The sequence below is a fragment of the Nostoc parmelioides FACHB-3921 genome (assembly GCF_014696625.1).
GTDB lineage: Bacteria > Cyanobacteriota > Cyanobacteriia > Cyanobacteriales > Nostocaceae > Trichormus > Trichormus parmelioides.
Genome location: NZ_JACJQL010000109.1, coordinates 1 through 12,527 on the forward strand (window position 1 = coordinate 1; position 12,527 = coordinate 12,527).

12 protein-coding genes and 3 pseudogenes are annotated in these 12,527 nt (G+C 41.6%); 5 read left to right on the plus strand and 10 right to left on the minus strand.

What is annotated here, in order from left to right:
• Positions 1–523, minus strand: a 523-nt coding sequence (locus H6G14_RS31165) for a ParB/RepB/Spo0J family partition protein (RefSeq protein WP_190572622.1), incomplete at its 3' end; no start/stop codon positions are given.
• A gap of 9 nt (positions 524–532) precedes the next feature.
• Positions 533–1,321 carry a ParA family protein gene (locus H6G14_RS31170; protein WP_190572623.1) on the minus strand — a complete coding sequence of 263 codons (789 nt, stop codon included), beginning with the start codon at positions 1,319–1,321 and terminating at the stop codon, positions 533–535.
• Between the two features lie 395 nt (positions 1,322–1,716).
• Here H6G14_RS31170 and H6G14_RS31175 point away from each other — a divergent pair, with 395 nt between their 5' ends.
• Together H6G14_RS31175 and H6G14_RS31180 are read left to right on the plus strand one after the other, a co-directional pair.
• Positions 1,717–2,655 carry a ParM/StbA family protein gene (locus tag H6G14_RS31175; protein WP_044523592.1) on the plus strand — a complete coding sequence of 313 codons (939 nt, stop codon included), beginning with the start codon at positions 1,717–1,719 and terminating at the stop codon, positions 2,653–2,655.
• A gap of 21 nt (positions 2,656–2,676) precedes the next feature.
• The gene (locus H6G14_RS31180; RefSeq protein ID WP_010999640.1) at positions 2,677–2,988 is read left to right on the plus strand and encodes a hypothetical protein; all 312 of its coding nucleotides are present in this window, start codon (positions 2,677–2,679) and stop codon (positions 2,986–2,988) included.
• Between the two features lie 113 nt (positions 2,989–3,101).
• Here the strand turns inward: H6G14_RS31180 and H6G14_RS31185 are convergent, their stop codons facing one another.
• The 6 genes from H6G14_RS31185 to H6G14_RS31210 all read right to left on the minus strand — a co-directional run bounded on the left by H6G14_RS31185 (position 3,102) and on the right by H6G14_RS31210 (position 6,971).
• The gene (locus H6G14_RS31185) at positions 3,102–3,803 is read right to left on the minus strand and encodes a hypothetical protein (protein ID WP_126987714.1); all 702 of its coding nucleotides are present in this window, start codon (positions 3,801–3,803) and stop codon (positions 3,102–3,104) included.
• 88 nt (positions 3,804–3,891) lie between these two features.
• Positions 3,892–4,566 (minus strand): hypothetical protein, encoded by a 675-nt coding sequence (locus H6G14_RS31190; protein ID WP_010999638.1) that lies wholly within the window; start codon positions 4,564–4,566, stop codon positions 3,892–3,894.
• Positions 4,563–5,030, minus strand: coding sequence for a hypothetical protein (locus tag H6G14_RS31195; protein ID WP_010999637.1), 468 nt, complete (start codon positions 5,028–5,030; stop codon positions 4,563–4,565). The genes H6G14_RS31190 and H6G14_RS31195 overlap by 4 nt, the downstream gene beginning before the upstream one ends.
• A gap of 3 nt (positions 5,031–5,033) precedes the next feature.
• On the minus strand, positions 5,034–6,062 hold the full coding sequence (locus tag H6G14_RS31200; protein ID WP_190572624.1) for a tyrosine-type recombinase/integrase: 1,029 nt from the start codon (positions 6,060–6,062) through the stop codon (positions 5,034–5,036).
• A gap of 96 nt (positions 6,063–6,158) precedes the next feature.
• Positions 6,159–6,572: an HNH endonuclease gene (locus H6G14_RS31205; RefSeq protein WP_190572625.1), complete on the minus strand. Its 414-nt coding sequence runs from the start codon at positions 6,570–6,572 to the stop codon at positions 6,159–6,161.
• A 12-nt stretch (positions 6,573–6,584) separates the two neighbouring features.
• A complete protein-coding gene (locus tag H6G14_RS31210) occupies positions 6,585–6,971 on the minus strand; it encodes a hypothetical protein (protein WP_199326345.1) in 387 nt (128 codons plus the stop codon).
• Between the two features lie 896 nt (positions 6,972–7,867).
• On the opposite strand from H6G14_RS31210, the gene H6G14_RS31215 reads away from it, so the two are divergent.
• Positions 7,868–8,875, plus strand: a complete 1,008-nt coding sequence (locus H6G14_RS31215) for a heme-dependent oxidative N-demethylase family protein (RefSeq protein WP_190572626.1) — start codon at positions 7,868–7,870, stop codon at positions 8,873–8,875.
• A 40-nt stretch (positions 8,876–8,915) separates the two neighbouring features.
• On the opposite strand, the pseudogene H6G14_RS31220 reads toward H6G14_RS31215, so the two are convergent.
• Positions 8,916–9,023, minus strand: a pseudogene (locus tag H6G14_RS31220) (potassium channel protein); the annotation flags it as partial.
• A gap of 283 nt (positions 9,024–9,306) precedes the next feature.
• Positions 9,307–9,975: pseudogene (locus H6G14_RS31225) on the minus strand (class I SAM-dependent methyltransferase).
• A 255-nt stretch (positions 9,976–10,230) separates the two neighbouring features.
• Between H6G14_RS31225 and H6G14_RS31230 the strand changes: the two are divergent.
• Positions 10,231–11,187 carry a sulfonate ABC transporter substrate-binding protein gene (locus H6G14_RS31230; protein WP_338421245.1) on the plus strand — a complete coding sequence of 319 codons (957 nt, stop codon included), beginning with the start codon at positions 10,231–10,233 and terminating at the stop codon, positions 11,185–11,187.
• 132 nt (positions 11,188–11,319) lie between these two features.
• Positions 11,320–12,420 (plus strand): annotated as a pseudogene (locus H6G14_RS31235) (fumarate reductase/succinate dehydrogenase flavoprotein subunit); the annotation flags it as partial.
• Positions 12,421–12,527: the final 107 nt, after the last annotated feature.

Sequence of the window (12,527 nt, forward strand, 5' to 3'; positions counted from 1 at the left end):
TTAATGCAGTTGCCTTAGTAACCTCTTGAATTACTGCTTCCGCTTTATCTAATGGGTTTAAGTCTTCAAATCCTAGAAATGTAATTAATGATGATTGTGTCAAATCCTTGGGCATAGGTACTACAACAGCCCGGATGGACTTCCATCCTAGTAGCTTTGCTCCCTCAGTACGCAATTGACCATCCAAAAGTATATAACGACCATTTTCTTGAGCTACAAGAATTACTGGTGTAATCTGTCCATGTTTTTTCAGAAGTCTAGCTTTAGCTTGGATAGACTCTAAAGTTATTGTTTGCCTGGGTTGATTAGGATTAGGGTCAATTAATTCAAGATCAATCTCTACTTCCCCTAAATTATTTTTTAGTTTTTCCCTTAATATTTGTAGCTCAGTTTCCAGTTCTGGGGATTGTTTAGTTCTCAGTTCTTCTATTTCTGCTTGTAATTGAGCAATTTTCTTTTCTTGGTCAGTTTTTTGAACTGCACCTTTAAATTTTTCACCTATTTGGGGTAAACCTCTCGCCATAAATACTCCTTAATTGTTTTTGATCAATTGAATCACATCATCAGCAATTTCTTTAAAGTCTTTACAGGCTGGATGTTTATTTCTGTATTTGTGTAAAGGTAATCCATGAGCGCTGGCATTCTTAAACTCATTCGAGTTCCTAATTTTTGTGTAGAGTTTTATTTCTAATTGTTGGGCAATTTCTGGTAGTTGCGAATAATACTGTCTGTGCATGGCTACTGTTTCATCGTACATACTAGGTACAAAGCCTAAAATGTGAGGTTTGGGAGTTAATTGTAATTCCTCAGACGTATTCATGCACCACTCTACCAATTCTGCTGATCCTGAAATTGCTTTCATCTCAAGTTGTATCGGTACTAAAATGTGAGTTGCAGCAGATAAAGCATTGACGTTGAGCATCCCTAATGTAGCTGGACAGTCTACAATGACTAGATCATGTGGCAAAGGATATTTTTGTAACCTGTCTGCTAAAGTATATTCTCCTCGCTTACGAATTACTAACTCATTAGCAATTTCTGCTAGTAATGGATGTCCTTGGCAAACCTCTATTCTAGGTTCATTCCAGGCTGACGCTAAAGTCCAATCACCTGTAAAATCCTTTGATAATACTTTAACCATCGTATTTTCAGCTTCTGCGGATTCTAATCCACAAAAAACATCAAGCGATCGCTGCGGATCTAAATCTAACAGCGCTACTTTGAATTTACGACGGCTTACTTCATAAGCTAAGTGTACTGATAACGTACTTTTTCCCACGCCGCCTGCATTTGCCAATACTGCTATTACTGTTTGTGACATTGAAATACCTCAGTCTATAAATACTATTTCAGTAACCTAAAATAAATCTTTTAATCTGTATTTTTCCTTTAGTTCAGACAATTACTTACATTCGGTTTTATGTCGAATTTTAAAATTCGACAACTTTTAAGCTAGTTATAATTCGCTATCACCCTAACAGATCCGGTGTTGCGTGAGTGATTTTGTCAAGCTATGGGTAAAGAATAAGTACCACGTTTATCATGCTTTTAAAATTTTGAAAAGGGCATATTTTTATTGGGCTACATATAGAGTCTAAATGTATCCCAAAATCATTTATAAATCTTTTGGTTCATTTTGTTACCCATATAGGATATATTTAGGTGGCTTTTAGGTTATTTCTATCGCCATCAATTTTTGTATCATATTTAACATTAATGACAAGTGTTCACGCATTACAAAAAATATTTCCCGCAGGGTTCGATAACGGTTACGGCAATCTCAAACTTTTAGTCGAAGGATTTGATGTCGTTCGTATCCCTAGCTATATTTCTACAGCCGACATGGAAGATGTGCCGGGAAGGGTAGAGTTTGAAGGCAAGGCTTACACAGTTGGCGAATCAGCTTTTCGTGCTGGAACTCATTTTGAGCGCAACACCGATAGCAATGAAAACAAAGTCAAGAATGCACTAACTACTTTGCTGGGAGCATTAGCACATTTGCCACACCGCAAAGCATGGCACTTAAAGATGGTTGTCAGCTTGCATGATGTTGGTTTGGCAGAAGAATTGAAGAAAGTATTAAATGGAGAATATCAGCCGATACTGGCGGGTAAACCATCAGAAGTGAAAGTAGAAGTGCTGAAGGTGATACCTGAAGGAATGGGAGCATTATTCGGACAGCCACTACCCAAAAAATTGACTGTGCTGGACTTCGGCAACGGTACAACTTTATTTTCGCGTTACAACCAGGGTAAACGAGAAGTACATACCCCATACCCAACAGGTGTTGAAGTTCTCATCGACGATATTGCCCAAAAGATGAAGCATCTCAATGGTGGTAAAGTCGGAGATCCAGCCAAAATTCGCTATTGCCTAGAAATGGGGCATACCAAGTATAGTCGGGACATTGACATCAAAGAGATTTACATTGCTTGCCTCAAAGACTGGTACGAAAAATATTTAAAGAAAGCAGTGAATCTGGCGCTTGATGCCAAGCACTCTGGTGATGAACTCTGGGCGATAGGTGGTGGTTGTCTGTTACCGGGATTCACGAAGCTGTTGGAGAAAAACGGTTTCAAAGTCTTGGACAATCCGGTAGAGGCGAATGCTATTGGGCTTCTAGAAATGGCAAAAAGCATTGCAGCCAAAAACTAAGAAGCCAGGTCAGGAGAAAAAATGAAAAACGAACACGACAACACCCCAGAGAGAGTTCGCATCCGAGACAGCTACCGCAAACGTATATTTCTAGAATCGCAAAACCTAGATAAAAGTTACCTGGAAACGCTGTACTTTATAATTGATTGCTATTTCGCCTTCAAGAAAGGTGCATTTCCTCTGCAACTAGGAGGGGTACATACACCAGTTCCACCCCCGGTAACTATCAACCAAAACCAACAACAAGCGCAAGAGCCAGAACCAGCGACCGTTATACCTCAAACATTAGAAAAACCTGATGATGATACATTTACTCTCGATTTTGATTTGTGAAGGATGGTCTTGCTAGTTAGGGGGCGCAACAGTCAAGTTGGAGAAACTGGGTGGGGATGATGCAATGATGGTGCTGCGAACGCTACTCCCTACTCCCCAATTTCTACTGGGGTTCAAGTTGCCGCATGATAAAAACCTGTTTCCTCGTTAAATTCCCACCCCATGCTCGAACTATCTTTCCCCTTGCACCATGCCACGAAAAGCGGTGGTGGCAACTTCGCCGTCTGTTCGCGCAAAGTTTCCACACTGACACCTAAACGAGAGGCTAAACCTTCTGGAGTTAACGGTTTCATGCGCGGAGTAGAAGCTTGAGTATACGAGTTTCTACTGTATGATTTGCCCCGCTGCTTGGGTTGATTGTTCAGATAGGTTTGAATTTTTCTAATCGCATCAGTCAACTGTTCTACACGGGAAGTCATTGATTCAATTTTTTGCTCCAACTCATTCTGTTGGGGATGATATGGTGTTTCAATGCTACTGGACTTGTTCTCAATTTGAGATTCAAGCTCGTCAAGTCGAGAGGAAATAGCTAATATTGTTTCCGAATCACCACTACTGAGATTGTCAGTTAAATTTTGGCGTAAGTATTCTGCAACAATCTCTTTTATCCTGGAGTCCAGCCCATTGTTATTCAAATCATGATCAGCAACTGCATCAAGGTTATCTAAGGAACCATCTATGTACATCTCAATAAAATGGGTAAGTGTCGCTGTGGCTGTTGTTCCCTTAGACTGGCAACGAAGGATAAACCTTTCCCACATCCTCTGGTCACAGTTAAAAGATGCTAGTTTTTTCCCCTTGCCAGTGTTGCTCATTTCTAAGTCTAGGTCAACTAAAGCTTATCACTGATAGTTTGTAAAACATTTACCTTTACGCTTACCTTGACAATATCATTTCTGCGGGTCAAACTCTAGAAGAATCCGCTTTCACCCAAACATTGTCATTTTCGTAAAATTCCCCACGCTGCTGTAGCGCAAACCCACCCAGCAATAATCCCAACCATACCTCGACCATCGGCATTTTCAACTTGCGTTGCAATTTCGTTAGAGCTATTTCATCTTTCACATTTACTAAACAATTAGCGATCGCCCCCCGCCACTTATCTACATCTTCATCACCTGCCAGCCGATGGACATCATCCACAGTCTGAATCTCCAGCATTGCCAGCACATTCTCTTTCTCCACAGGTGCGGCTACTGAATCACCACTCTTTACAGGATGAGTAAACTGATGTGTCCCATGTGGTCTAAAGTTTTGCGGTGGCGGTTCTTCAATGAGGTCATCTAAATCTAATTGCATGGTTGTTCTCACCAAACCAGCAAAGATATCTGTGCTGATGACTGGCCCATCAGTGTCCGTTTGTGCGCGGACATCTTCTAACAATAATTGGGCGCGAGTTTTAAGGATATCTGCGATTTGCGAGAATGCAGTGGAGGCGATCGCCAATTGTGCTTCTACTGATAAAGTTTCTAACTCCGTATCTAAACATGACCACACCGCAGCGAGTGAAGAGGTGGGCGGGGCTTCGGATACCTCATCAAGAATGTCCCAGATTGTCAGCTGACGATAAATGGTCATGGTTCAGGGTGCAACGGGCAGGGTCTTACTGGGCAGTGAGTCGGTGCAATCTCGAACATCTCTTTATATTGGTACAGCGTGACATTATATTCTTTAGCAAAAGCCTGTAATACTTTGTCGGTGTACGCTCTAATTTTACCTGCCGTCAGTCCAAAACAATGAATCGGCTCTAGGCGGCAGATTGGCTTTTGTCCCAGCCATAGTTCTGCACCTAAAGCGTGTAAGGGTTTATCGCCTGGCTCCTTGTACAAGTACAGCACGGCAAAATATGTTTCTGGTGGTGCAACAGCGATCGCCTCAATCCCAAGAGAATCATCTTTGTTGCGGTTACGGTAAAACGAACGGCGATTGTGGCACACCTTCGGGTTCCAGCAGTTATCACCTTCTCGCCCATGCAGCACCTTAGCTTTAGCGGAGGGTAGTTTGGCACATAACTGGCATTTGGGGTCTAACGGCTTGGGCATTGCTTACTCCGCTTCAACTTCCCCTATCGCCCGATAATAAGCAGCGATCGCCGCCTCTTGTTCACTACGCAAAGTATAGCGCCGGAACGCCTTCTCGCTTTGATGCCCAGTCAGTTTCCTGGCGTGGCTGGGGTCTACACCTAACAGTAATAGTTCAGTGGCGTATGTATGCCGAAATTGGTGCGGGTGTAAATCTTCGATGCCTGCAAACTCACCTATTTTCTCGACGGCGAAGTATATCCCGTGGTAACTCAAGCGATCGCCTTTATATGACGCATGATGTGAAACCATCAACGGGGTGAGGCTATTGAGTTCTTCACCCGCAACAGAGCGCGACCGCAAATAAGCCTCTAACACGTCACGGCTTTCTTTTCGCAATGGTACTAGCCGGGGTTCATTCGTTTTGGTATCAGGTAAGAACAGCAGCTTGCCATCGAAGGAACCAACATTTAGCTGTACAATTTCCCCAGCGCGTAGTCCGTGACTGAGAATGTGGACAAGCGCTGTATCGCGCTCTTTTGTCTCTCCCAACAATTCTAATGCTGACCAAACGCGCTCCATCTGCTCGTCAGTTAGGCTTTGGGCTGGTGGCAGTGGTACTTTCTCTAGCTTTATCCCCAGTGTAGGATTAGTAGTAATTATTTCAGGATATGTGTAGCACATCCAATTAAAAAAGCTTTTAAGTGCGGCAACCCCAGCATTAATACTCGCTTTTGACAGGGGTTTACCTGAATCAGTTTTTACCTCATCCCTCAGATATTCCTTGTATAATCCTAAGTGACGTGGGCGTAGTTCGTGATAGTGCAGTTGCGTCCATCCCAAAAATCGCTTTAGTTCGCGTTCGTATAATTTTCGGCTATTAGGTGCGAGGTTGGTGCTGCGGAGGAACTCCAGTACCTTGATCCAACGTATATCTGTGGGTGCAGCTATTTTTGCTGATCTACTTTTAGATTTTTGAATAGCTAACGGTAATACTTTATCTTCCAGCGATATCAGTTTAATAGGTGGTAAAGAATCTGCATTATAATTCATTATTTATATTTCCTTGTTGATTACTGTATTTTTCTCCAAAACCTAGATTAGTTATCATAAAATTACTTTTCCTTAAACCATTAAGTAAGCAGATGCTCAAGGATATTTTCCCTGACTCATCAATACTTGTCGTTGTAGTAATCTATTAGCGAGATTAAACTGAAGTAACCTTGTTGTTGCTTGACCTACTTGAGATTTTCCCTCTATCCTTACACCCTCAAAATAAAAATGTTCCTCCCAAATTTGACGACGAGGATTATACAACGGCACTATTTCTCCTGTCGTTGAGTCAATTGTCGCAAAATCAGAACCTTTATGACGGTTGCACGTTAAACATGAAAGAGCTAAATTATCTTTTACAGTTGCGCCCCCATGTTTCACTGCAATAATATGATCCACTTCATGGGTATAAATTGAAAAATCTTGATGAATTAAACAATATTCACACCGCTCTGATGCTCTACTGATTACCAGTTTGCGAAGTTCTGTGGAAATTGAAGTACTGCCCATTTTATTTATTTTTTATTTTTCCATAGCACGCGCCTTTAGCAAAATCATTAGATGTTCTAGTTGTTCATAAACATCTAATTGAGCTAATTCCATTTGACTTAATGACCCCGTGCGGTTTTTCTCTAATAACTCTTGTAAATGTATTTGTGCTTGTGCTGAAACTTTAAAAGTAATAATTTCTTCTGGCGTTGGACGTTTAATCAAAAAATCCAATACTTCTTGATAAACTTCGGGAATCTCTACAGTCTGTGTATTTAGTTTAGGCTTCTCTTTCTTTTGTTCTCCACCTATATCTAACAATAGCCAAAGTAATTCGGGCAAACGACTTTGCAAAGGTTCTAAACGCTGCGCTAGTTCATCCGGTATTTGAATCGTTAATTGTGCCACGTCCTTAACCATGAAATTAGCTGTTTGCTCACATTATGAGTTAGATTACGTTGTAATACAAGACTACAATACAAAATAAGTGACCCTTATCTTTTATACGATATAAACTACGATTAAAACATAAAATTTTTGACAACAACGATTTTCGGACATCTTAATGTCCGTTGCGACTTATGGAATGTAGCTAAAGTCTTTACGGGAAATGTAGGGGATATGCGTGGGCGTTTACCTATACTTCTAGCCCATAACTTATATTACCTGTTCATTAGCATCAATATCTGCATTTTGGTTAACCCTTTACATAACGTATCAATATGCACGGTTTACCTTGCTTGAGTTCGCATCTAGGTGATGTTCACTGATCGTCTAGGTAAGTTACGACTGCAAACATGGTGGCACTATGTCGGCTACGTCTTAGTGAGCGATGAGCGCGACAGAATTAGCATTTTATCGCTTAGAGGTTTGTTTTACTCATTTTGATGTATGAATTGAGTCAGTAAAACGCTTACTCACCGTAGTATATAGGTAATATCTAGGTAGGTAAATCTGTTTTTAGGTAAGGCTTTAACCTTATTTTACCTAGACAAGCTTTTAATCTAGGAAGCGTATATTTTTAAACTAATTAATTTAGCTCAAGTTTTATATTTAGCTAATATCTAGGTAATGTCTAGGTCAAACAAAACTACAGGCATTTAAGACATTACTGTGCCAGAATGTACAGAATTATTTGTCAGTTTTCAACAATTACTGTCAAGTCACCGGTTTTTTTGGGTCTTGTGCAATTAGGTTATGCGCTAGCTCCTTAAAAGTCTTGCATCTATGCACGGGTGGCAAGAAGTTGAGGAAGCGTCAGTAGTTAGTAGTTAGTAGCTAGTAATATAAAAATAGTTGCTTCTGCTAACCAGTTAATGCAAGTTCAGACAGTTGAAAACTGTGATGATGCTGCTATTTATTTTCCTCTGATGAATGGCAGGTATGAAGTTAAGCCAGGTATGCTACCTTTTGGTTCGGATTTGGGCAATAGTCGGGCTGATAAACAGGTATTTCAGATTGATAATAATTATCATAATTACAGGCAAACCAAACTTTTAGCCCGTAGGGAAAGGTTGGGCAAGTATTACCAGACTTGTAATTATTCCAAGGCTGTAGCAGGAGCGATCGCTCGTTTAATAATTGAGCGTCTTGTACAAGAACACCCACAACATTTTGAGTGGCAACAAACAGCTAATACTAGGAAATTGCACAGTTATCTAACTCAAGAAACTTTATACCTCAATTCAGATTGGGAGTTACTACAGGTTTCAACTCCAAATAGTTCTGTATTCCCTAATTACGTGTCAACCTTTGACGCTTTAGCTACACAAATACAAGAAGACCTAACAGTAATTTGTCGTCGTGCTGATGGTAGCAATTGGCTGAGTGCAGTGCATTTGTGTTATCCGAACCATTGGTCAGCCGAGAAGAAGATAGGCAGAGATTTTGCGGCAATTCATGCACCTGTGGCTGGGATGGAAAAAATTAATCGCCGAAGTGATGCGATCGTCAATACAATGATTACCAGAAAACCTACAGTGCGCTTTGCTTGGGGTTTGAGTACGGATGCTTGCCTTAACCATCATCCCGAACCCCCACCTCATATATCACCTAATCAGTGGCAAGGTAGAGCATTTGATTTACAATCACCTAAACTTTATCTACGAATTGAGCGTCAAGTTATTTGGGGTTTACCAGAATGGGAAACTGCACTATTTACCATTCGCACTTACTTTCGTGATTGTAGTTTAATTAAGCAAGACTCAGTGTTATGCTCTAAGCTGTATAATGCACTCGAATCTATGACAGTAGAGTCTCTTGTATACAAAGGTTTGATAGAGAGTAGGGATAGTATTTTGCAGTGGCTAATCATTCATTCGTAATTTGTAATTACAGAATATTATTCTTAGGTTTACGCAACTGCTAAGAACCGATGGGGCCGAGGAGTTGGTTGAGGTTTTGCAGTTGTTCGGCTGTTCCCATGCAAATGAGGGTATCTCCTGGCATTAATACTGTGTCGCCTGCGGGGCTGTCCATTAAGGAATATTTGTCAACAAGAGGAAAAGGGGCAGGGGGCAGGGAGCAAGGGGGAAAACCGAGACGGAGCTTGTACCCCGAAGTTCTGAGCGCCGGCTTCCGGCGCTCAGACTTCTCTTCATGTTCCGCTCCGCTCCATGCATGGGGAAAGGGCTTGCTCCCCCTGCTAGAAAGCTCCCTTCCAAGAACTGCCTCGAATGGTCACAGACCATACAGCACAAGCTTTGTGGCTAGGAAATAAGCTGGAACTGAATATCAAATTCCTCCAGCGAATTTCTTAATTGCGTTTGCGTGCTAAGGTGAGTCCATCTGCGATCGTAATCAAACTGATGTCTATGCGATCGTCGTGAGCTACCTTACTGTTAAACTCTCGAATAGCTATGGTAGCTGAATCCTCTATTTCTGGCTGAGTCACTCTTCCTGACCACAATACATTATCAATTGCAATTAAACCACCGGACTTAACCAACTGCAATGTCAGTTCGTAATAGCGATAATAGTTTTCCTTATCAGCATCAATAAACGCAAAATCAAAGGTTTCCGCCTAACCTTGTGATAATAGATACTCTAATGTTTCTATAGCTGGAGCAAGGTGCAAGTCAATCTTATCTGCTACTCCTGCTTGTTCCCAATAGCGACGAGCCACAGATGTAAACTCTTCACTCACATCACAAGCGACAATCTTACCATCTGGTGGCAGTGCTAAGGCTACACTCAAAGAACTATAGCCCGTAAATACACCCACTTCCAAAGTTTTCTTTGCACCAATTAGCTTCACCAAGAACCCTAAAAACTGTCCTTGTTCTGGTGCAACCTGCATATTTGCACGAGGTTGAATAGCAGTTTCTTGCCGCAATTGCAACAAAATTTCTGGTTCGCGCAGGGATACAGACAACAGATATTTGTACAAATCATCTGTCAGACTCAGTTTTTTACCAGTAGACATATTTTCAGTAGCTATAAAGAATCACAGTTTGTCGCAGCTGCTTGCTTTTGCTGCTTATGTATGTGAATATTTTACCATTAAATACGGTAAATTGCTCAAATTATCGTAGTATTTATTTTGGTTATGTAGTTAAGTGTGCTTATGTGGAGTCAGTTTGTATTGCCTCAATTAATGAAGATTGTCAGCAGTTTTCTTCAGAATTATGAAATATCTAGAATACGTAAATTTATCTGCTGGTTTACATTGGGGCTAAGTGTGAGTCTGGTTATTTTTGCCTGTTCTCCTGGCAATACAAACAACTCTGAGGTAACGTCAACCGCAAACCCCACGCCCACAACACAAGGTGTTGCAGTTCGTATTGGTTATCAAAAAGCAGCCACTGTTCTCAATGCGATGAGAACCAAGGGAGATGTAGAAAAGGCTTTAACTGCTGCTGGTACGAAGGTGACATGGACAGAATTTCCCTCTGGGCCGCCGATGCTAGAAGCGATGAATGCGGGTAGTATTGATTTTGGTTATACAGGCGAAGCACCGCCTATATTTGCCCAAGCAGGAGGAGTTCCGTTGCGGTATATAGCCTACGATCCTTGGAGTCCCAAAGCCGAAGCAATTATTGTGCCGAAAGATTCACCGATTAAAACTGTGGCTGAACTCAAAGGTAAAAGAGTCGCCTTCGCTAGAGGTTCTAATACTAACTATTTAGTAGTCAAAGCCCTAGAAGCCGCAGGATTAAACTACACTGACATCAAACCCGCCTATCTCACCCCCGCAGATGCCCGTGCAGCCTTTGAAGGTGGTAGCGTTGATGCCTGGGCAATTTGGGACCCTTTTTTGGCAGCAGTTGAACAAGCTACAGGGGCAAGAATTCTCACAGATGCCACAAATTTAGCACCCAATCGAGGTTACTATCTGGCACGTCAAGGCTTTGTAGATTCTCATGCAGATGTATTGAAAACCCTGTTAGATGAAGTTACCAAAGTCGATAAATGGGCAGCTAATAACCCCCAAGAAGTAGCTAAATTTCTAGAACCAGAATTAGGCATTCCCGCCGCCGCCTTAGAAGTTGCCGAGAAACGCCGACAGTATGGTGTTCTCCCGTTAATAGATGAAGTAATTAGCAAGCAGCAAGATATTGCCGATACCTTTTACAAAATCAAACTCATTCCCAAGCAAATTCAAGTAAAGGACATCATTTGGCAAGACAATAAATAAGGAAAAAGTAAAAAGGTAAAAGATTGTTTTTTTGACTTTTTACTTTAGCCCTTTGCCTTTACAGTCCCCAGTCCCCAGTCCCCAGTCCCAAATCCCCAGTAATTCTTTCATTTTGAATTTTGAATTGATTTTATGGATATCAATACTCAACGGATAAAAACAGATGTACTCGTTATTGGTGGCGGTACTGCGGGAACAATGGCAGGTATTAAAGCCAAGCAGGCAAATCCAGATGCAGAGGTGCTGATATTAGAAAAGGCTAACATACGCCGGAGTGGTGCGATCGCAATGGGGATGGATGGCGTAAACACCGCAGTCATCCCCGGCCATTCCACACCAGAACAATACGTGCGCGAAGTCACCCTAGCTAATGATGGCATTCTCAACCAAAAAGCCGTCTATCAAACCGGTGAATTAGGCTATGAAGTCATTCAAGAATTAGAAAGTTGGGGTGTAAAGTTTCAAAAAGATCCCCAAGGCAACTATGACTTAAAACAAGTGCATCGTGTGGGTAAATATGTCTTACCCATGCCGGAAGGTAAAGACCTCAAACCTATTCTCACCCGCCAAGTCAAACGCCACAAAGTCAAAGTGACAAATCGTGTGATGGCGACGCGTGTATTAGTCAAAGATGGACGTGCTGTTGGTGCGGTAGGATTTGATGTCAGAAACGGCGACTATATAATCATTCAAGCCAAAGCCGTCATTCTTTGTACAGGTGCTTGTGGCAGATTAGGCTTACCCGCTTCCGGCTATCTCTACGGCACGTATGAAAATCCTACCAATGCTGGCGATGGTTATTCAATGGCTTATCACGCAGGCGCAGAACTCAGTAATATTGAATGTTTTCAAATTAATCCCTTAATTAAAGATTACAACGGCCCTGCCTGCGCCTATGTCGCCGGGCCATTTGGCGCACATACAGCCAACGCCGAAGGAAATCGCTTCATTAGTTGCGACTATTGGAGTGGTCAAATGATGTTGGAAATCTGGAAAGAATTAAACTCAGGAAAAGGGCCAGTTCAACTCAAAATGACCCATCTTGATGAAGATACAATTGCCGAAATTGAATCCATACTTTGGGCGAATGAAAGACCAAGTAGAGAAAGGTTTCATCAAGGTAGAAATGAAGATTATCGTACTCACGGCGTAGAAATGCACATTTCCGAAATCGGCTTATGTAGTGGTCATAGTGCTTCTGGTGTGTGGGTAAATGAAAATGCCCAAACCACACAGGGCGAACGCATCTTAATTGCTAATAAGAATTGGGAAGCAAATTCAAACATCTAGAATAAAGCCAATTGTCTTAGATAAATAGTGAATGTAAGTCAAAGGATAAA